A 20,466-nucleotide genomic window follows, 5' to 3' on the forward strand; every position below is an offset into this window, starting at 1 on the left:
GCTCTTGCGAGCCCGCCCCAAAAGACATGATGTCTTTCAGCTATTAGAAGCTGAAGATCACACCCAGATCACCAACGGTGTCTTCAGCTGTGTCTTGACCAACACCACCGCGCAGGGACACGCCGCCGCCCAGGGAGTGACGGAAGCCGATACCGTATGCTTCGTTGTCAGCAAGACCACCACCGGTTACGAGTGCGCGGATCTCGGTCGCTGCGGAAACAGCATATGCACCGGACAGACCCCAGGAAGTGTCTGCGGAGTCATCTTCGCCTTCACCCACGATCACGGAGTAGGAGAAATCAGCGAAGGAACCGTTTACGCCGACGACCCAGAAGTCATTCTCGGTGGTTTGGTTGTCGCCGTATACCACACCAACATTGTGGTCGCCGATGGCGTAGCCCAGACCGATCTGAGCAACTTCATCAGCGCCGCCGTCCACTTCTGGAGCGTAAGATGCGTTCACAGTGAAGTTTTCGATGTTGTAACGTGCTTTCACACGCTGCTGTGCGTTGCCGTCATGTGCACCAAAGCCGTCTGCGGTGAAGCCGGAGTCGAAAGATGCGTCGTGCTCCAGGAATGCAGTCAGACCCAGACCGTAGCCGTAGAAGTCAACTACGTCGCCGGAATCCAGAGCGTCGGAGGTGTTACCAACGTCCAGACGGAAACCGCCGGTGCTTACGTTGAATTCTGCGGAACCTGGGCCTTCGCCACGTGCAGTGCCGTCAGCGTTGTCTTCGGTTTCGATACGGATACGACCGCCGAACTCCACGCCACCATCGGTTTCGGTGGATGCGGAGATGTTCAGACGGAAACGCTGTTCGATGCGTGTTTCTTCTGCAGCACCTTCGTTGTACAGCAGGCCGAAGCGGGCGTAACCGCCGAAGTTTACTTCAGCTGCAGCCATGGAAGCAGTTGCCGCCAGTGCAGTTGTCGCGATGAGAATCTTTTTCATGATTTTTCCCTCGGATTTCCAATTCATGCGCCCAATCCGGAGAATCCGAAATTGGGTATGCCGTAGTCTCTCGCTCTTTTGGGGGTGTTTTGGCAAGCGCAGCGAAAAGCTTTAAGAGAAAGTGACCCAGACATGGTGCAGACATGCCACAGTTTGATTTCGGCGTCAGATTACTGCCGATCCGCTGCACATAATGCCCCCTTATTGCACGGCAGGCCGCGTTCACCTTTGATCACGCAGGTTTGCAAGGGCCTTGCTCAACAGGCCCGGCTTGGCTAGGACGGTTACAAACCACGTCTTGAGGCAGTTTTATGGAACTTCTACGTCGCCCTGTCATGCTGGCCGCTCTCTTGGCTGCGCTTACGCTCACGGCCTGCGGAAACCGCGATAAGAACCCGACCGGGTTGCTCGTGGATGGCCGCACAACCGAATTCAGCCAGGAAAGAGAGACCATCTGGGACGCCTTTGCCCCCGACAAGTCTGATGAAACGGTGCGGGTGAACAAATATCTTTGGGCGGCCTCTCTTGAAGTTCTCGATTTCCTACCGGTTCAGACTGTGGATCCTTTCAGCGGGGTGATCTCAACCGGATATGGCACACCACCGGGTGGCGGGCGGTCTTATCGCGCGACGATTTACATCCGTGACACGGCGCTTGATGCGCGCTCTTTGAATGTGGCGCTGCAATCAAATGGCGGACGGGCTGTTCCGGAGAGCACAGCCCGCGCTGTGGAAGACGCCATTATGACACGCGCGCGTCAGTTGCGGATTGAAGATCGCAAATTCTGATCTAAACAGGTTTTGACTTTGCTTCAGCCGCGCCAGAAATGTCGCGGCTTTTCTTTTGCGCTGTCTCTGCATGCTGGAGACCGTGGACCTAACTGCGCAGGGCCCCCGGTGCCATGTCAAACAGCCGGTCAATCCATTCGAGTTGTTTGGGCAAACACACGGTTTCCAGATCATAATGCGTGACCGCAAAGTTACGGGAGGCGGTGGCCATGTCTTCACGCATCTTTGGTGACTCAAGCACGGTGCAGATTTCCTCAACCATGCGCGCGCCATCAAAGAAGGGAAACAGGCGGCCGGTTTCGCCATGCGTGATCACCTCTTTTACCGGGGCGGTATCGCTGGCGATGATGGGCGCGCCAATGGCCATGGCTTCAAGCAGGGACCAGCTGAGCACGAAGGGATAGGTCAGATAGACGTGAGCGCGACTGATCTGTAGCATTGAGAGGAACTGATCATACGGCACTTTGCCGAGGAAATGCACACGCTCCCAGTTGGGGGTCGGGATTTTGCCGCGCACTTCGTCGATGTATATCTGTTTCCAGGTTTTGCCCTGTGGCGGCGGCGCGCCATAGCTCACGTCATCGCCGCCGACCATGAGCACACGTGCATTGGGCCGCGCCTTTAACAAATCCGGCAGCGCGCGCATGAACACATGATAGCCGCGATAGGGCTCCAGATTGCGATTAACAAATGTGATGACTTCATCCTCACGTGTAAGAATCGTACCGTCAGGCAGTGTCAGGTTGGCGTCTGCATTGGGCGCGACCTGCGCGGTATCGATACCATCGTGAATCACGCTGATGATGTCTTGATAATCATCGGGAAACGTCTCCGCCTGAAAGCGGGTCGGGCTGATCGCCAGATCCGCGCTCTGCCGGTGCATCATATTGTTGATGTTCTTCAGGCGCAGCCGGATGGATTCGGTATCTGCGTTGGGCTTGGGAAACTCCGGATCAAAACCGGTATCCGTGTCATTGAGCGTGTAGTAAAGTTCCGCATAAAGGCCGATGCGCGCCGTTGGCCAGAGATCGCGCAGGAACATCGACTCCCCCCAGCCCGGATGCGCGACAATCACATCTGGCGTGTAACCTTCTTGATCACGCAGCTGACGCGCCGCCGCATAACAGGATTCGGCCCGCAGCATCTTGGTCTCAAAATCCACCAGCCAAGGATGCAGCCCCTGCGCCGGCTTGCGCTTGATCGCATATGGGTAGAGCTTCACCCCTTTCCAGTCACCAGCCTCTTTGACGCGCAGCGTGATGGAGCGCACATCATGGCCACGCGCGACCAAAGCGGGGGCAAGATGTTTGAACTGACCGGGGAAATTCTGGTGTATGAATAGGATCTTCACGCCAATGCACCTGTAAAAACTGCTCTTTTGATCTGTATAGCGCAGAAATTGGCCGTGTTAAGCCGGTGCATAGGTCAAATTGAGACGCTTCTCACTGGACCACGGGGGCCTGTCGGCCTATCACCTTGCGCAAACTGCGCCACGCATTGGGTGGCCGAGACCAGCAACAAAAAGGTGCCAGAGCATGTCGCGCTATAGCCCCGCAGAGATTGAAGCCCGCTGGCAGGATGCCTGGGCCAAGACCGAAACCTTCAAGGCCGTTCGGGACACCAGCAAACCCAAGTACTATGTGCTTGAGATGTTCCCCTACCCGTCGGGCAAGCTGCATATGGGGCATGTGCGCAACTACACCATGGGGGATGTGATCGCGCGCTACAAAATCTCCACCGGGCACAATGTGTTGCACCCGATGGGCTTTGACGCCTTTGGCATGCCTGCGGAAAACGCGGCGATGGCGAGTGGTGGCCACCCCAAAGACTGGACCTATGCCAACATCGACACGATGGTCGAGCAGATGAAGCCGCTGGGCCTGTCGCTGGATTGGTCGCGCATGTTTGCCACCTGTGATGAGGATTATTACGGCCAGCAGCAGGCGCTGTTCTTGGATTTCCTTGAGAAAGGTCTCGTCTACCGTAAGAACGCTGTGGTGAACTGGGATCCGGTCGACATGACCGTTCTGGCCAATGAGCAGGTGGAAAACGGCCGTGGCTGGCGCTCTGGTGCGCTGGTGGAGCGGCGCGAGCTGACTCAGTGGTTCTTCAAGATTTCCGACTATTCCGATGAGCTGCTGACCGCGCTCGACGGGCTGGAGAACTGGCCTGCCAAAGTGCGTCTGATGCAGGAGAACTGGATCGGCAAGTCGCGCGGGCTTGAATTCGGCTTTGAGCGTGTGGATGGCGGCGAGGCGATCACCGTTTACACCACCCGCCCCGACACGCTGATGGGCGCGTCTTTTGTTGGCATCTCGCCAGATCACCCGATTGCCAAAGAGCTGGAAGCCTCAAACCCCGAGGTTGCAGCTTTTGTGGCGGAGTGCCGTAAGGGCGGCACCACCGAAGAAGCGATTGAAACCGGCGAAAAGCTTGGCTTTGACACGGGTATCAAGGTGAAACATCCGCTGAACCCGGAGTGGGAGCTGCCGGTCTGGATCGCGAACTTCATTCTGATGGATTACGGCACCGGCGCGATTTTTGCCTGCCCGGCGCATGACCAGCGCGATTTGGATTTCTGCCGCAAATATGATCTGCCCGTCACAGACACCTTCTTTGCGCTTGGCAATGAGGTGCCGGTGGAAAACACCGCCTTTGTGCCCGGCAAGGAGGAAAAGGTGAAATGGGTGAACCATTTTGCCGGTCTAGACGAGGCCACCGGCCAAGAGGCCATCGACACCACCATCGATTTTGCCGAAGACGCGGGTTGGGGCAAAGGTGTGACCAACTTCCGTCTGCGCGACTGGGGCCTGTCCCGTCAGCGCTATTGGGGTTGCCCGATCCCGGTTGTGCATTGCGAAAGCTGTGGTGTGGTGCCCGAAAAGAAAGAGAACCTGCCAATTGCCCTGCCTTATGATGAAGACGGCAAGGCGATTGATTTCTCTGTGCCGGGCAATCCGCTGGACCGTCACCCAAGCTGGCGCAGCTGCAGCTGCCCGAACTGTGGCGCGCCTGCGCAGCGGGAAACAGACACCATGGACACCTTTGTGGACAGTTCGTGGTATTTTGCACGCTTCACCGCACCTCAGGCGGAGACGCCGACCTCCATGGAGGATGCGGCCTATTGGATGAACGTCGATCAGTATATCGGCGGCATTGAGCATGCGATTCTGCACCTGCTTTATTCGCGCTTCTTTGCGCGTGCGATGCACATCTGTGGCCACCTGCCCGAAAGCGCCAAAGAGCCGTTTGATGCGCTCTTCACTCAAGGCATGGTGACCCATGCGATCTATAAGAACGCCGTGCGCACCGATGACAATGGCCGCACGATCTACCACTACCCTGCCGAAGTGGAAGAGCGCGACGGTGGCACATTTGTGAAAGAGACCGGCGAGGCGGTGGAGGTGATCCCCTCTGCCAAGATGTCCAAATCCAAAAACAACGTGGTGGATCCGGTGGACATCATCACGTCCTTTGGCGCCGATACCGCGCGCTGGTTTGTGCTCTCTGACAGCCCGCCCGAGCGCGATGTAGAATGGACAGCCTCCGGCGCGGAAGCGGCCTATAAGCACCTGAGCCGCGTGCACCGCATTGCCACCGAGGTTGCGGCGCTGCCTGCGGGCGCGGGCAAGGACGATGAGGCCCTGCTGCGCGAGATGCACAAGGCGATCCGTGATGTGACGCTGGGTGTGGAGAGCTTTGGCTTCAACGCCTCGATTGCGAAGCTTTACGGTTTCACCAACACATTGGCGAAATCCAAAGCCGGTGGCGATGCAAAACGCGAAGCCACCAAGGCGCTGGCACAGTTGATGTCACCAATGACACCACACCTAGCAGAAGACATCTGGCGGATGCTCGGGGGCGAAGGCATGATTGTGGACGCCGCCTGGCCTGTGGCGGATGAGGCGATGCTGGTTGAGGCCAATGTGACCCTGCCGATCCAGATCAACGGCAAACGCCGTGGCGAAATCACCGTGGCCAAAGACCTCGCGAAAGAAGAGGTTGAAAAACTGGCGCTGGCCCACGAAGCTGTTCAGCGTGCGCTGGATGGGGCCCAGCCCAAGAAACTGATTGTTGTCCCCGGTCGGATCGTGAATGTCGTCGTATAACCGCCGCTTGTTTCTCTTGTCTGCTGCGGCCCTCGGGGTTCCCCTGAGTGGCTGCGGCTTTGAGCCTGTCTATGGCCCCAATGGCGCGGCCAGCGGTCTGCTCAACAAGGTTTTGGTCGATGAGCCCAAGGCCCGCGAGAGCTTTCTTCTGGTGCGTGAACTCGAAGATCGTCTGGGACGGCCCACAGCGGGCGCAGACTACGGCCTCTCGCTGGCTCTGCAGCTGAACGAGCGCAGCATTGGGAGAACGGTTGCGCAGGTGACCAACCGCTTTGATGTGATCGGCTCGGCGACCTATGCGCTGCGCGATCTTGACACCAAAGAGGTGCGCAGTTCCGGCAAAGTCTCCAGCTTCACCAGCTATTCCGCCAGTGGCAGCACTGTGTCTGAGCTGGCAGCCCAACAGGACGCTTATGAGCGGTTGATGGTGATTCTCGCAGATCGCATCGTGGTAGAGCTGCAGGCGGCAGAGGTCGCCCGGGCGTCATGAAACTGAGCGCGCGAGACGCCAATCGCTACTTTGGCCATCCGGAAGCAGATCGCACTGGCATGTTGATCTATGGGCCAGATGCCATGCGGGTGGCCCTTAAACGTCAGGAGCTGATTGCGGCCCTGATCGGACCACAGGGCGAAGAGGAAATGCGCCTGACCCGCATTCCCGGCGCTGAGCTGCGCAAAGACAAAGCCCGACTGCACGATGCCATCAAAGAAGTGAGTTTCTTTCCCGGGCCGCGTGTCGCCTTTGTGGAAGACACCAATGACACGGCCGCCCCTGCGGTGCTCGCCGCGCTGGAGGATTGGGCTCCTGGAGATGCGCAGATTGTGGTCACCGCCGGACAGCTCAAGGCCAGCTCCAAGATTCGCAAAGCCTTTGAAACCCACAACAATGCCTATGCCGTGGGGATCTACAATGATCCGCCCAGCCGCGAAGAAATCGAAGCGGATCTGAAGGCCGCCGGTCTGAAAGAGATTGAGCATGAGGCCATGACCGACCTTGCCAATCTGGCGCGCGAACTGGATCCGGGCGATTTCCGTCAAACCTGTGAAAAGCTGGCACTCTACAAATTCAAAGATGATCTGCCGGTGACCTCTGGGGATGTGGCCGCCTGTGCGCCGGCCTCCACCGAGGCTGCGCTGGATGATGTGCTCAACATTGTAGCAGAAGGGCGCGCGCAGGAGCTGGGGCCAGTCTTGCGCAAACTTGAGGCACAGGGGGTCAACCCGGTGCTGCTGCTGATCTCGGCGACCCGCCATTTCCGCGCGCTCTATGCGGCGGCGGCGGATCCCGGCGGGGCCTCTGCCGGCATTGCACGCATGCGCCCGCCGATTTTTGGCCCAAGGCGCGACCGGATGGTGCGGCAGGCCTCTGGCTGGGGGGCGGTCAAGCTGGAGCAGGCCCTGAGCGGGCTGACGGATACAGATCTGCAACTACGCTCTGCCGGGCAGCGCGCGCCGGAAATGGCGCTGGTGGAGCGGTTGTTTCTGCGGCTGGCCATGCTGGCGCGACGCGGCGGCTAGCCCCTCAGGCTCAGCTTTGCTGAGCCGGGCCCAAGGTTCTGTGTGGCAGCTTGCTGCCCTACAGAGGCGCGGGAGCCCTTGGCGGGAGCCCTGCGACGGCGCGTCATGACCTGCACGGATCTGTTGTTTATCGTCTCAACTGCAGGCAGGCTTGGCCAAAGCCCCCTTACCCCCGCATCAAAGAGCGCATCATGTATGAAATCATCGGAAACCCCGCCACCCGCGCGTTTCGCGTGTTATGGGCCTTGGAAGAACTGGGACAGCCCTACAAACTGCACGCGGACATGCCGCAATCCGAAAAAGCGCGTGCGCTGAATCCCACCGGCAAAGTGCCGATTCTGCTGGAGGGGGAACAGACGATCACCGATAGCGTTGCGATCATGACCTATCTGGCGGACAAACACGGTGCGCTCAGCTTTGCCCCCGGCACGTTGGAGCGCGCAGAACAGGACAGTTTCACCCAGCAAATACTGGATGAGGTCGAAGCCCCACTCTGGAGCGCAAATCGCCATACATTTGTGCTACCGCAAGAGCTGCGTGTCCCGGCGCTGAAAGACACGCTGATCTGGGAGTATAATCGCGGCATTCACAACGTCATGTCCCGGCGCAAGGGCCCCTATCTGATGGGAGAGCGGTTCACCCTTCCTGATATCCTCTTGACCCATTGCGCCGCCTGGGCGCGGTTTATCAGCTTTGACAGCGACAACACGGAGTTGGTGCCCTATATCAAGATCACCCGCGCCAGAGACGCTTTTCAACGTCTTGCGCCCAAGAAGGGCTGACCTATCTGCCTCTCAAGACCCGCGATGATCTGAGAGCCACTGGGCTGCATGCTGACCTGCCCAGCGTCCGGTGGCCAGACATCCGGTCAGCAGATAGCCCCCTGTGGGTGCTTCCCAATCCAGCATTTCGCCAGCGGCAAACACCCCCGGCTGGCCGCGCAGCATCAGCCCCGGTGTCATCGCCGCAAAAGGGATGCCCCCAGCGGTGCTGATCGCTTCGTCCATGGGGCGTGGCCCCAGATGTGTCACAGGCAAGGCCTTCAGCAGGGGGGCAATATCCTCTGGCAGCGGGGCTGCGAACTCCATAAGAAGCGCCTGTTTCTGCGGGCTCAGCTTCAAGGTTTTGCGCAAAAAATTGGCGCGGCTCATTTTGCCACGTGGGCGCGCAAGACGGCGACGCAGCTCTTCCAAGGGCACATCCGGCAGCAGATCCAGCGTCAGCCCATGACCTTCGCGCATGGCACGGGAGACCGCATAGATGCCGCCGCCCTCCAGCCCCCTCTCCGAGACGACAAATTCCGCGCGCACGGTCTGATTGCCCGCGCTTAGGGTTACGTTTTTGATCGGCGTGCCAAAGTGACGCGTCATATGCGGGGACCAATCCACAACAAACCCCATATTGGCCGGTTGAAACGGCACCACGGGCACGTCGAGCCAATCCGCCCAGGCGCCATCTGAACCCAGACGCGCCCAACTTGCACCACCGCAGGCCAAGACGCAGACCTTGGGCGCAAGATGTTGCGGCCCATCCGGCGTCTCAAATTGAAAAGCCCCGCCTGTCCAGCGCCAGCGCGTTCGGAGCTCCACACCCTGTGTGGATAAGCGCTGCAGCCAGGCACGCAAAAGCGGGGAAGCCTTCATGACTTTGGGAAAGACACGCCCGGAAGATCCAGTGAACATCTCCTGCCCCAGACCTTGCCCCCATGTGATGGTGTCCTGCGGGCCAAAGGCCTGCAGCATGGGGGCGAGATGTGGGGCGGCCTCCGCATACTGCGCAAGGAACGGCTCAAAGGGGGCATCTTTGGTCAGATTGAGGCCAGACTTCCCCGCCATCAGAAACTTGCGCGCCACCGAGGGTTTGGCCTCAGCAATGACCACGCTGGCCCCTTTGGCAGACAAGACATCTGCGGCCATCAGCCCTGCGGGACCTGCGCCTATGACCAGCGCATCCCTCATGCGGGCTGCTCAGGCAGGGGCGTTTTCAGCTCCACCACACGATGCGGGTAGGGAATGGTGATGCCTTCGGCTTTCAACGCGTTCCAGATCAGGAAAAGCACATCAGACGTGAATTTATTTTTGCCGTCATCGATGCCTTCGACCCAGAATTCCACGGCAAACTCCACGCCACTTTCCCCAAAGCGGCGCAATTCACAATCAGGCGGAAACGGGGTGGTGAGCACACCCGGATGTTTGGCCACGGCGGCCTCGATGATATCGGGGACCTTGTTGATGTCAGTGTCGTAGCTGACAGAAAAGGGGGCCTCATAGCGGTTGGCTGAGCCGCTGTCGGAATAGTTGACGACGCGGGTTGTGATGAAATCCTCATTGGGCACCACAATCCAGCGGCCATCGTAAGTTTCCAGAATCGTGGCGCGCGCAGTCATCTTGATGATGGTGCCCGCCTCACCGCCGTCCAGCTCCACATAGTCGCCCACAGTGGCCTGCCCTTCCAAAAGCAGGATCACACCTGAGATGAAGTTGGAGGCAATTTTTTGCAGGCCAAAGCCGAGCCCCACACCAATCACACCGGTCAGCACCGCCAGAGAGGTGAGCGAGATGCCCATGATGTTCATCACCAGCAGGAAGGCGATGCCAAAAATGCCGATTTCAAGCGTCTTTGCGATCAGCTCGCGCATGGCGGGGCGCATGTCTTCCTGTTTCTTGATGAACTGGCTGGACTGATCATTGGACCAGCGCCCAAGCCAGAAAATCGCTCCGGCCACCAACACAAAGCGGATGGCAAAGAGTACCGAAAACGACAGGTTGCCCAAGGGCACAACGGTGGCATCCAGATAATCCATCACCGCTTCGAGCAAACCAAAGGCATAGAGCGCGGCCACGGGTACAAGGATATAGCGGCCCAGCACCTTCATGATGGGATCAGAAATGATCTCTTTCACCAGAATGCGCACCGCAAGGAACAGGAACAGGCGCTTGCCGAAGGCGATCACGGCCCCGGACCCGAAAATAGAGCGCGTGACGCTTTCGCCAACACCGGTAAACACATAGGCCAGCAGCGGCAGCAGCAGTGGCAGAAACAGCGCCACAAAACGGCGCATTCGGGCGACATAACTGTCCTGTGCCGCAGGCGGTGTCAGCAGCCGATCCAGAAGCGGGCGCAATTTACGACTGGTATAGACGGCAGCAAAATACGCGATGATCAGCAGAGCAAACTGTGACCACGCCGCCGGGCTGAGCAGCCAGCCAGCAGCAAGACCCCATAGGCGTTCGCCCTGCACCAGTGCATCATCCAGAAATGTGTTGGGGTCCATGGTGCCGTCCGCTTGCAGTCTTGATGTGGTGTCGTATCCTCTTGCAACGCAGACACAGCCAACTCAATCAAAATCGCGCTTCCGGGAGGGGGAAAACCATGCAAGATGGCGCATCCAGGGCAGAGGGAAATCCGCTCTGCCCGCTGTGTCACCGCCCCATTCCACCGGAGGCCCGCCAGTCACGTCACCACCTGATCCCCCGCCTGCGCGGCGGCAAAGGCGGGCCAACAGTCCTGTTGCACCAGATCTGTCACAACGAAATTCATGCCACGCTGAGTGAGACGGAACTCGCACAGCATTTCAACACCGTAGAGACCTTGCGTGCCCACCCCAGACTGGCCAAGTTCATCAAGTGGGTGGCAAAGCGCCCTCCGGCGTTTCATTCCAAAACACCGGGGACCCGACGCAAGCGCTAAGGCTTACTCATAATGTTTGTTGCGGGACATTTTGCCGATGCCCGGGTTCATGCTGTTAGTGGGATCCATAGCCTTATAGAATTGCGCAAGGCTGGGCTTGGCCGGATAGAGATGGCCCACATTGTGCTCCGCCGGGTATTCTGCCCCGCGTTGATCCAGAATTTTCAGCATCGCGGCTTTCAACGCCTTTGGGTCACAGCCTTTTTTGACAATATAGTCCTGATGCAACACGTGGCACATGAAGTGGCCATAGTAGAGTTTGCTGACCAATTGATCGCTGATTTCGGGTGGCAGAGTTTCAAACCAATCCTCATCATTGCGGCGCAGGGCAATATCGAGCGCGATGATATCTTCCACCTCTTGGCTATGGACATTCATGTAACGCACCGCGGCCCCAGCTGCCGCAAAGCGCAGAAGTCCCGCCATTTTGGCTTCGCGTGCGTCACATTCAAAGAAGTCCAATGCGCCATCGGATTGCAGATCAGAGAGCAGGCGGCGCGCCTCTTCAATGCCGCCATCCCGCATCTTGAGAATCAGGTGGTGCGGATAGGCCTCTCGGAAGGCGCGCATACGTTTGGGCACCACATTGGGCCAGAGGCGAGCGGCAAATTGCATGAATTTATCAGTGAAATTGGCCAGCCCCGGCAGATTTTCCAGACGGGCATCCACCGCGCCTTTCAGTGCAAAGAAAGTCGGCAGGCGATCCGTGCCCAGTTTATCGATCATCACCATTGTGTCTTTGCCATAGACATCCGAGATGTCGAACACCTCTTCATGCAGATATTCGGCAGAAACGGGCAGGGTGGCAAAATCCTTCAGGATGCGGCGGCGCAGATTGCCCAGCGCGGCGGTGCCGGAGGCGCCAACGTAAAAGGTCTTTTCCGCATCGTTTTTGGCGTAGGTGTCCAGACGCACCGCAAAAACACCCAGCTTTCCTGCGCAGCCTGCGGCCTCATAGAGCCGGGATTTGTCAGCGTTGAAACGCGCCGGGCTTGGGGCATCTACATCCCGCACCCGCTGTGCGTAATCCGTGGCAGAGGCGCGACGGTTGTCATCCACAATGTCTTCGGGTCGGTAGGAGCCGTTTTGCAGATTGGTCAAAATCTCTTCGGGGGTTTCACCAAGCGCGATGCCCAAGTGATTCACCAGTTCCAGATGCCCCTCTTTGGTGATCTGAGCAAAGAGAGAGAGCTCTGTATAGCTGGGCCCGCGTTCCACCAGAGAACCGCCGGAATTGTTACACACGCCCCCCACCACAGAGGCCCCGATACAGGAGGAGCCGATCACGGAGTGCGGCTGACGGCCAATGGGATCGAGCAGTTTTTCCAGCTTGAACAGGGTGGACCCGGGAAAAGAGACAACCTGCGTACCATCTTTGATCAGCTGAATGTCATCCATGCGACGGGTGTTGATCAGCACCACATCCCGATCATACCGGCCCTTAGGTGTGGACCCCTCCGTCAGCCCGGTATTGGCGGCCTGCATGATGACAATCTTGTCGGCGGCCACACAGGCCTGCAACACCTTCCACTGCTCCAGCAGCGTGGCGGGCTGCACGACGGCGAGCGCCTCGCCTTCGCCAGATCGGAACCCTTTTCGGAAACGTTTGGTGCGGCGCTCTCCGGTGAGGACGTTGCGCTTACCAACAATTTCGCAGAGCTGGGTGATCAAAGTGCCTTCGGCCATGACATGCCTCTTCAGAAGTCCATTTACGCCACAGGGCTGGCGTAACGGCCCTGCGTGCGTTGGTATTGGTACGGCTGGGCGTGAAGGGTCAAGACGTTACGTCACTTTATGCTGCACAGCAGCGATCATAACGTGCGCAGCCTCACCTCACACAACCTTAGCCTTTTTTCATGAACAGAAGTGCCTCATTTAAATGCACATTGCTTTGATGCCCTGCGCGATCTCTGGCTTGGCCGCCAAAGTATCAACTGCAATCTCCCGCGCCACATCAAGCAAATCTTCGGCAGGCACAATACGCTCTATCAGACCAAAGGTCAGCGCCTCTTCTGCGGTGAGTTTCTGCCCACCCATCAGCATCAATTTGGCACGGGCCGGTCCGATCAGAGCCGCAAGCCGCGCCGGATCAGAGGGCTGTGGCAGAAAGCCAAGCTTCATAACCGGATAGAAGAACTTGGCATGCGGCGCGGCAAGACGCAGATCACAGGCCAGCGCCATCCCATTGGCCCCGCCTGCCAATGTGCCGTTGAGCGCGGCAATGGTCAGCCCCGGCAGCGCTGCAACAGCCGCAGACAAACGCTCCCAGACGGCGCTTGTCGCCAGACCCGCTCGGGCTTCCTCAAGATCCGCGCCTGCGGAAAACACCTTGCCCGCGCCGGTGAGCACAAGCGCGCGTGCCTCCTGTGCTCCCTCAGCGATCTCTGCCAGCTCTGTCAGCATGGCCTCGGTCAGGGAATTTGCCTTGTCTGGGCGATTGATGGTGACAACCCAGAGACCGCTTTCTTCTTTCGTCAAATCAATCATATCAGACCCACCTTGCGCCGAATGTCGTCGTCTCTGAGGGAAATTTCATCCCCAAGCCAAGCGTCAGCCGCCTCTGTGCACATCCACATCAGGCATTTGGCTGGCCATTCCGGCGGGATGTGATCACTCCAGTCAAGCTGACTGACCGGGTTGATGCCGCTGGCCTTGATCTCGCGCTGCATCTGCGTGGCCACGGTGCCCGGACTGAGGCCAATGGCGCGAATGCCCTTGTCGCCTGCTTCTTTGTGCACACAGCGGGTCAGCATATTGGCGGCTGCTTTGGAGGCGCAATAATGGCTCCAGGCTTCTACCGGACCATGCGCCGCGCCGGAAGAAATGGTGAGAATGGTGCCGCCACCTGCGGCCTCCATCACCGGCATGACCGCGCGCATGCCATGAAAGACACCTTTGAGATTGATGTCGATCACATGTCCCCAATCCTGCGGGTCGGCTTCTGCCATATGCGCGATGGGTTCAACAACGCCTGCGTTATTGATCAGAACATCGACACCGCCAAACGTCTGCACAGTCGTGTCGATGGCCTGCGCGACCTCTGCGTAGTTGGCCACATCACAGCTCAGCGCCAGGGCATTTGGGCCAAGATCTTCGGCCAAAGCCGTGATCGCCTCCGCGCTGCGCGCCAGCAGGACGACATTGGCCCCCGCCTCGGCAAAAAGCCGCGCAGCAGATTCTCCGATCCCGCGGCTTGCGCCGGTGATGACTACGGTTTTTGACTGCCAATTCTCCATCAGATCCTCACTATTTGCGCCTTTGGTACAGGTTTCAGTCATTGGGGTAACCTGCGCCATACTGCTCGTCCAGCCTCTTGCATTTGACAAGCTCCGGGCCTTGACCCTGCCCAAGGTTCAGCGGAAGTTAGGGCAACGTTTTTGAAAAGGTAAGCTTCCACATGCAGATAGCATCCTCCCGTATTTTCACGAGCACCGCTCTTGCCACCGTATTTTGCGCACAGAGCGCCTTTGCCGATGTGAGCGCCAGCGATGTCTGGGAAAACTGGCAGAGCTACATGAGCTCTTACGGTTATGAAATCTCTGCAAGTGAAGCCCAATCTGGTGACACGCTGACCATTTCCGATCTGGTTATGAATATCCAGATGCCGGAAGAGGCTGGCAAGATTGATATAAAGTGGGGCACGCTGACCTTTGTGGAAAATGGTGATGGCACGGTCACGATCTCCTTGCCCGCCTCCCAGCCGATGGTCTTCCGCTCTGACAGCCCCTCAGAAAAAGTATCTGCGATCATGGATGTCGCCACGGATCTGACCATGGTGGCCTCTGGCGAGAAAGACGCGCTGAAGTATACGTACACAGCCGATGCTCTGAAGATCGCCGTCACCGAACTGGTGGTGGATGACGAAAAGATCGAGAATGTGGACATTGCCATGGCTGTTGCTGGCATGTCGGGTGAATCCGAGTTGTTGGTTGGCGAACTGACAAAGAGCCGCGGCACCTCGACCATCGAGACAACCGATATTACCGTGAAAGGTACAGATCCTGAAAGCGGTGCGGCATTTGATTTTGCCGCCACGCTCAGCGGTTTGAAAGCCAATGTGGATTCAGCCTTTCCAGAAGGGGCCTACAGCACGGATCCCATGGCGTTTTTTGCGCCGGGCATGATGCTGGTTGGGGGGTACACCTTTGACGGCATGACCGTGGCAGGCAATTTTGAGGAAGATGGCGCGCCGGGCTCCGTCGCTGTGGAAAGCGGCGGTGGCAGCTTTAACATCGACATGAGCGACAGCAAGATGGCCTATGACGGGCGTCTGGCCAACATGACCATTAACGTCGCCGGGGCCGACATCCCTGTGCCGATCGATGTGAGCTTTGGCGAATTTGGCTATGGGTTCTCCCTGCCGATTGCTGCGGCCGAGGCAGCGCAGGATTTCGCTTTCAACCTGACACTGGCGGATCTGGAAATTTCCGAACTGCTTTGGGGCATGTTTGACCCGGCACAGGTACTGCCGCGCGATCCGGCCACTCTGGTGGTGGATCTGGTGGGCAAGGGCACTGTCCTGCAAGATCTCATGACGCTGGATGAAACCACAGATGAGATGCCCGGAGAGCTTAATGCGCTGACAATTCGTGATCTGCGCCTGAACGCCGCTGGTGCCAGCGTGGAAGGCAGTGGGGACTTCGTATTTGACAACACAGACCTTGAAAGCTTTGACGGCCTACCACGCCCTGAGGGTGCGATTGACATCAAAATCGACGGTGTGAATGGGCTGATGGACAAGCTGATCCAGATGGGGCTTCTGCCGGAAGAGCAGGCCATGGGCGCACGCATGATGATGTCCATGTTCACGCAACCTGGCGAAGGCGACGACAGCCTGAGCTCCAAGATCGAAGTCAACGAACAGGGCCATGTGCTGGCCAATGGCCAGCGTCTGAAATAAGCGCCGCAATATCCAAAATCTGGGCCCTGCCAGTCTCTGGCGGGGCCTTTTCTTTGACCTGCGGCCAAGCGTTTCAAGGAGCGCCCCCAAAAGGTCAGCTTTTTTGCCCTTCCCCTACTGGACCTTGTGGAAGGGCCCGCCTAGTCTTCGCCTGAGTTCAAGAGGGGGAAGGCACCATGGCCACCGGCACCAATATCCGCACGTATTTCAACGGCAGCTGGCATGAGGGCGACGCCCCTATCATTCGGGCGGCAGATCACGGGGCGTGGCTGGGCTCTGCGGTGTTTGACGGTGCGCGTCTGGTCAATGGGCTGACCCCGGATCTCGACAAACACTGTGCGCGCACCAATCGCTCCGCAGAGGCCTTGATGCTGACACCGACAGTCTCCACCGAAGACATGGTGGAGATCGTGAAAGAGGGGCTGAAAGCCTATGCGCCCGGTGCCGCAGTGTATATTCGCCCGATGTATTGGGGCATTGACGGAGATGCGACCGCGATCATGCCAAGCGCGGAGACCACGGGTTTTGCGATCTGTCTGGAAGAGATCCCTATGGCTGCGCCGGAAGCTGCCGCCACGCTGACCAAGACCCAGTTCCGCCGCCCGGTTCTGGAAAGCGCGGTGGTGAATGCCAAGGCCGGCTGTCTTTACCCCAACAACGCGCGCATGCTGCGAGAGGCGCGAATGAAGGGCTTCTCCAACACGCTGACCTGCGATGTGATGGGCAATGTGGCAGAAACCGCCACGGCAAATATCTTTATGGTGCGGGATGGCGAAGTGTTCACGCCTGTGCCCAATGGCACCTTTCTGTCGGGCATCACCCGCGCACGCCATATTGAGAACCTGCGTGCAGATGGTGTCAATGTGCATGAAACCGTTCTGAACTATGCTGATTTTGAAGCGGCGGATGAGGTGTTCATGTCTGGCAATATGAACAAGGTCACCCCGGTCAGCGCCTTTGATACGCGTCAATATCAGACCGGCCCAATCACCCGCCGGGTGCGCGAGCTCTATTGGGACTGGGCTGCGTCAAACGCCTAAGGCACTGCGCCAAAACCTCCGCTCAAACAGTCGCAAAACGCCGCAATCATAACAAGAGCGGTTGCGCGCCTCTTGGTCACGCGGCATGATCCCGGCAAAGGGAGTGCCGAAATGCGCAAGTTTCTCGTGGTGTTGGATGAAAGTCGTGAATGCCTGAACGCAATGCGGTTTGCCGCGATGCGCGCCGCCCATACGGGGGGCGGGGTGAAAATCCTGTCTGTGATCCCTCCTGAGGAATTCAATCACTGGATCGGCGTCAGCGATTTGATGCGTGAAGAAGCGCGCGAACGGATCGAGGTGCACTATGAGGTTTTTGCCAAATGGATGCGGGACCGGCAGGGCGTGGACCCGGAATTGAAAATTCGTGAAGGCGAACCCGTGGGAGAAATCCTGTCGGAAATCAAAGAGGATGCCGAGATCGGCGTTCTTGTGCTTGGCGCGGGCAATGATCGCAAAGGCCCCGGACCGCTGGTCTCTCAATTGTCACGCAATTCGGGCAGTCTGCCTGTGCCCATCACCGTGGTGCCCGGAGATTTGACCAAGGAACAGCTCGAAGCGATCACCTGAGGCGATCCTTGGTGTTTGGGGACTTGATCTATTTTAGAATGACTCTAAACCTTGACTAATGCCCGGTGTGGGCGCATATCCAGAGCGATAGGAAAGGTCTGCCCATGTTCATTCAAACGGAATCCACCCCGAACCCTGCAACGCTGAAGTTTCTGCCCGGCCAGACCGTTCTGGAAACCGGCACGGCGGATTTTCCGTCTGCTGAAGGGGCTGCGGCCTCCCCGCTTGCCACCCGGATTTTTGCGGTAAATGGCGTGAGCGGCGTGTTTTTTGGCAATGATTTCGTGACGGTGACCAAAGCCGAAGGGGTTGAGTGGGACCATGTGAAGCCCTCCATTCTGGGTGCCATCATGGAGCACTATCAATCGGGCCAACCGGTTCTGGCAGGCGACAGTGCCGCTCCGTCCGGGCATGCCGAACATACCGGTGAAGACGGCGAAATCGTCGGACAGATCAAAGAGCTTCTGGATACCCGCGTACGTCCTGCCGTGGCGCAGGATGGCGGCGACATCACCTTCCACGGGTTCGATCGCGGTGTGGTCTACCTGCACATGCAGGGCGCCTGCGCGGGCTGCCCCTCTTCCACACTGACCCTGAAGATGGGCATCGAAAATCTTCTGCGTCACTACATTCCGGAAGTGACCGAAGTGCGTCCGGTGGCGGTGTAATCCCCCCTCATGTCTGCACCTCTGATTTTGAGCTTTGACACATCGGCCGCGCATGTCGCGGCCGCTTTGCTGTCTGGAGAAACCCTCGTCGCCCGCAAAGTTGAGGAGATGAAACGCGGGCAGGCGGAGCGTTTGATGCCCATGCTGGAAGAGATTCTGGCGGAAGCCGGTAAGCAGTTTGCGGATCTGGATGCGATTGGCGTTGGCATTGGCCCCGGCAATTTCACCGGTATTCGAATTTCTGTGAGCTCGGCACGTGGGCTGGCGCTTGGACTGGGCATACCAGCGGTGGGCGTCAACAGTTTTGATGCAGTAGAAGCCTCACTAGAGTATCCGGCAGCCCCCGTCATTCCGGGACCGCGTGGACAAGGGTACATCTGGCCTAAAGGTGAGAACCCTTATCTGGCGACGCAGGACGAATTGATCGACATAATGGAAGATGGCGCCTTGGCCACGCCAAAAGCGGACAGTCTGGTGGAGCAGATCGCAAGACTTGCCGCGCAGCGCTATCAAAACACCCCTGCACGTCCAGCCCCCCTTTACATCAAGCCTGCGGATGCAGCGCCGCCCAAAGACCCAGCGCCGGTGATTTTGCCGTGACACCGGAAACCATGGCGCGGATCTACGCCGCCGCATTCCCCGACAGTCGTGCCTGGGATGCCGAAGAAATAGGCGACCTTCTCAGCAGCAATCTGGTGTTTGCGGCCCACAATTCCGTGGGTTTTGCTCTTGGACGGGCGGTGGCCGGGGAAGCTGAATTGCTGACCATCGCGGTTCAACCAGATCAGCAAGGCCTTGGAAACGGGCAGAAATTGCTCACAGCATTTGAAGCCGAAGCGCGCGGGCGCGCGGCCGACTGCTGCTTTCTTGAAGTGGCTGAGGACAATACGGCTGCACAGCGTCTCTACCTACGCGCTGGTTACGAAGTTTGTGGCACCCGACCCGGCTACTATACACGCGCTGATGGGCAGCAAATCGCTGCAAGCCTTATGAGAAAAACGTTAAACTGAGCACAGGTCTGATTCGGAAGATCTCCCACTTGGCCAAATGGTCAAAATTTGGTTGACCCTTTCGACATCAAACGCCTTAGATAGACGATGATCTGGCGGGATCTGAAAAACAATCAGACGGGACGGCGTCTAGCCACAACACCCCACCCGCTCAACACTGGGAGACATTTATGAGCCTGATGCACAAATTCCTCGGCGCCGCGGCAGCCGCAGCCCTCTCTGCAGGTGCAGCCCTCGCTGAACCCGCGCTGATCTTTGACCTCGGCGGCAAATTCGACAAATCCTTCAACGAAGCGGCTTTCTCTGGCGCGACACGTTGGTCTGAGGAAACCGGTGGCTCTTTCCGTGAAATCGAACTGCAATCCGAAGCACAGCGCGAGCAGGCGCTGCGCCGTTTCGCAGAAGCCGGTGCAAACCCGATTGTGATGACCGGCTTTGCCTTTGGCAACGTGCTGAGCGAAGTGGCACCTGATTACCCTGATACAAAATTTGCAATCATCGACATGGTTGTAGATGCGCCAAACGTACGCTCTGTGGTGTTCAATGAGCACGAAGGCTCCTATCTGGTGGGTATGATGGCGGCACAGGCCTCCAAATCTGGCACCGTGGGCTTCATCGGCGGTATGGATATCCCACTGATCCGCAAGTTCGCCTGTGGCTACGTACAGGGCGTGAAAGCAGTGAACCCAGACGCCACCGTGATCCAAAACATGACCGGCACCACCCCTGCCGCATGGAATGACCCGGTAAAAGGCTCTGAACTGACCAAAGCGCAGATCAGCCAAGGCGCTGACGTTGTCTATGCAGCGGCAGGCGGCACCGGTGTGGGCGTGCTGCAGACCGCAGCGGATGAAGGCATCCTGTCTGTTGGCGTGGACAGCAACCAGAACCACCTGCACTCCGGCAAGGTCCTGACCTCCATGATGAAGCGTGTGGACAACGCTGTTTATGAAGCCATGACCGCAGGCGTTGATCTGGAAACCGGCTTCAACGTGATGGGCGTGGCCAATGGCGGCATCGACTACGCGATGGACGAGCACAATGCAGCGCTGGTCTCCGCTGATATGAAAGCAACTGTTGACGCGGCCAAAGACCAAATCGCTTCCGGCGAACTGGCTGTACACGACTACATGTCCGACAACAGCTGCCCGGTCGAATAAAATACATCCGGGAGATACCCGGAGCTCTATTGAAGGGGCCGTGCCATTGCGGTACGGCCCCTCC

The 20,466-nt window shown here is 58.2% G+C and carries 20 protein-coding genes; 13 read left to right on the top strand and 7 right to left on the bottom strand.

Going from position 1 to position 20,466, the window contains the following annotated elements:
• Positions 1-43 precede the first annotated feature (43 nt).
• Positions 44-979, bottom strand: a complete 936-nt coding sequence (locus SHM7688_RS02430) for a porin (protein ID WP_306341250.1) — start codon at positions 977-979, stop codon at positions 44-46.
• 284 nt (positions 980-1,263) lie between these two features.
• Between SHM7688_RS02430 and SHM7688_RS02435 the strand changes: the two genes are divergently transcribed.
• On the top strand, positions 1,264-1,740 hold the full coding sequence (locus tag SHM7688_RS02435; RefSeq protein ID WP_058238431.1) for a DUF3576 domain-containing protein: 477 nt from the start codon (positions 1,264-1,266) through the stop codon (positions 1,738-1,740).
• An 88-nt stretch (positions 1,741-1,828) separates the two neighbouring features.
• On the opposite strand, the gene SHM7688_RS02440 is transcribed toward SHM7688_RS02435, so the two are convergent.
• A complete protein-coding gene (locus tag SHM7688_RS02440) occupies positions 1,829-3,091 on the bottom strand; it encodes a glycosyltransferase family 4 protein (protein WP_058238432.1) in 1,263 nt (420 codons plus the stop codon).
• Between the two features lie 184 nt (positions 3,092-3,275).
• Between SHM7688_RS02440 and leuS the strand changes: the two genes are divergently transcribed.
• From leuS to SHM7688_RS02460, 4 genes are all read left to right on the top strand, one after another.
• Positions 3,276-5,849 carry a leucine--tRNA ligase gene (leuS, locus tag SHM7688_RS02445; RefSeq protein ID WP_058238433.1) on the top strand — a complete coding sequence of 858 codons (2,574 nt, stop codon included), beginning with the start codon at positions 3,276-3,278 and terminating at the stop codon, positions 5,847-5,849.
• Entirely contained in the window at positions 5,836-6,339 is a 504-nt protein-coding gene (gene lptE, locus SHM7688_RS02450) for an LPS assembly lipoprotein LptE (protein ID WP_083498871.1), read from the top strand. Before leuS ends, lptE begins: the two co-directional genes overlap by 14 nt.
• A complete protein-coding gene (gene holA / locus SHM7688_RS02455; protein ID WP_058238434.1) occupies positions 6,336-7,367 on the top strand; it encodes a DNA polymerase III subunit delta in 1,032 nt (343 codons plus the stop codon). The genes lptE and holA overlap by 4 nt, the downstream gene beginning before the upstream one ends.
• A gap of 191 nt (positions 7,368-7,558) precedes the next feature.
• Positions 7,559-8,149: a glutathione S-transferase family protein gene (locus SHM7688_RS02460; RefSeq protein WP_058238435.1), complete on the top strand. Its 591-nt coding sequence runs from the start codon at positions 7,559-7,561 to the stop codon at positions 8,147-8,149.
• A 12-nt stretch (positions 8,150-8,161) separates the two neighbouring features.
• Here the strand turns inward: SHM7688_RS02460 and SHM7688_RS02465 are convergent, their stop codons facing one another.
• Positions 8,162-9,325, bottom strand: a complete 1,164-nt coding sequence (locus tag SHM7688_RS02465) for a TIGR03862 family flavoprotein (RefSeq protein WP_058238436.1) — start codon at positions 9,323-9,325, stop codon at positions 8,162-8,164.
• Positions 9,322-10,641, bottom strand: coding sequence for a mechanosensitive ion channel family protein (locus SHM7688_RS02470; protein ID WP_058238437.1), 1,320 nt, complete (start codon positions 10,639-10,641; stop codon positions 9,322-9,324). Before SHM7688_RS02470 ends, SHM7688_RS02465 begins: the two co-directional genes overlap by 4 nt.
• A gap of 98 nt (positions 10,642-10,739) precedes the next feature.
• Between SHM7688_RS02470 and SHM7688_RS19930 the strand changes: the two genes are divergently transcribed.
• Positions 10,740-11,057, top strand: coding sequence for an HNH endonuclease family protein (locus SHM7688_RS19930; protein WP_083498873.1), 318 nt, complete (start codon positions 10,740-10,742; stop codon positions 11,055-11,057).
• 3 nt (positions 11,058-11,060) lie between these two features.
• Here SHM7688_RS19930 and dld read toward each other — a convergent pair whose 3' ends face one another.
• From dld to SHM7688_RS02485, 3 genes are all read right to left on the bottom strand, one after another.
• A complete protein-coding gene (gene dld, locus SHM7688_RS02475; protein WP_058238438.1) occupies positions 11,061-12,743 on the bottom strand; it encodes a D-lactate dehydrogenase in 1,683 nt (560 codons plus the stop codon).
• A gap of 189 nt (positions 12,744-12,932) precedes the next feature.
• Positions 12,933-13,544, bottom strand: a complete 612-nt coding sequence (locus tag SHM7688_RS02480; RefSeq protein WP_058238439.1) for an enoyl-CoA hydratase/isomerase family protein — start codon at positions 13,542-13,544, stop codon at positions 12,933-12,935.
• Positions 13,541-14,293: an SDR family oxidoreductase gene (locus SHM7688_RS02485; RefSeq protein WP_058238958.1), complete on the bottom strand. Its 753-nt coding sequence runs from the start codon at positions 14,291-14,293 to the stop codon at positions 13,541-13,543. Before SHM7688_RS02485 ends, SHM7688_RS02480 begins: the two co-directional genes overlap by 4 nt.
• 161 nt (positions 14,294-14,454) lie before the next feature.
• On the opposite strand from SHM7688_RS02485, the gene SHM7688_RS02490 reads away from it, so the two are divergent.
• The 7 genes from SHM7688_RS02490 to SHM7688_RS02520 all read left to right on the top strand — a co-directional run bounded on the left by SHM7688_RS02490 (position 14,455) and on the right by SHM7688_RS02520 (position 20,402).
• Positions 14,455-15,957 (top strand): DUF2125 domain-containing protein, encoded by a 1,503-nt coding sequence (locus SHM7688_RS02490; RefSeq protein WP_058238440.1) that lies wholly within the window; start codon positions 14,455-14,457, stop codon positions 15,955-15,957.
• A gap of 176 nt (positions 15,958-16,133) precedes the next feature.
• Positions 16,134-16,997 carry a branched-chain amino acid aminotransferase gene (locus SHM7688_RS02495; protein ID WP_058238441.1) on the top strand — a complete coding sequence of 288 codons (864 nt, stop codon included), beginning with the start codon at positions 16,134-16,136 and terminating at the stop codon, positions 16,995-16,997.
• A gap of 111 nt (positions 16,998-17,108) precedes the next feature.
• Positions 17,109-17,564: a universal stress protein gene (locus SHM7688_RS02500; RefSeq protein WP_058238442.1), complete on the top strand. Its 456-nt coding sequence runs from the start codon at positions 17,109-17,111 to the stop codon at positions 17,562-17,564.
• Between the two features lie 104 nt (positions 17,565-17,668).
• Positions 17,669-18,232, top strand: coding sequence for a NifU family protein (locus SHM7688_RS02505; protein ID WP_058238443.1), 564 nt, complete (start codon positions 17,669-17,671; stop codon positions 18,230-18,232).
• Positions 18,233-18,241: 9 nt separating this feature from the next.
• Positions 18,242-18,832, top strand: a complete 591-nt coding sequence (gene tsaB, locus SHM7688_RS02510; RefSeq protein WP_058238444.1) for a tRNA (adenosine(37)-N6)-threonylcarbamoyltransferase complex dimerization subunit type 1 TsaB — start codon at positions 18,242-18,244, stop codon at positions 18,830-18,832.
• Entirely contained in the window at positions 18,829-19,242 is a 414-nt protein-coding gene (locus tag SHM7688_RS02515; protein WP_223229167.1) for a GNAT family N-acetyltransferase, read from the top strand. The genes tsaB and SHM7688_RS02515 overlap by 4 nt, the downstream gene beginning before the upstream one ends.
• 170 nt (positions 19,243-19,412) lie before the next feature.
• Positions 19,413-20,402, top strand: coding sequence for a BMP family lipoprotein (locus tag SHM7688_RS02520; protein WP_058238446.1), 990 nt, complete (start codon positions 19,413-19,415; stop codon positions 20,400-20,402).
• Positions 20,403-20,466: the final 64 nt, after the last annotated feature.

Source organism: Shimia marina (assembly GCF_001458175.1).
Classification (GTDB): domain Bacteria; phylum Pseudomonadota; class Alphaproteobacteria; order Rhodobacterales; family Rhodobacteraceae; genus Shimia; species Shimia marina.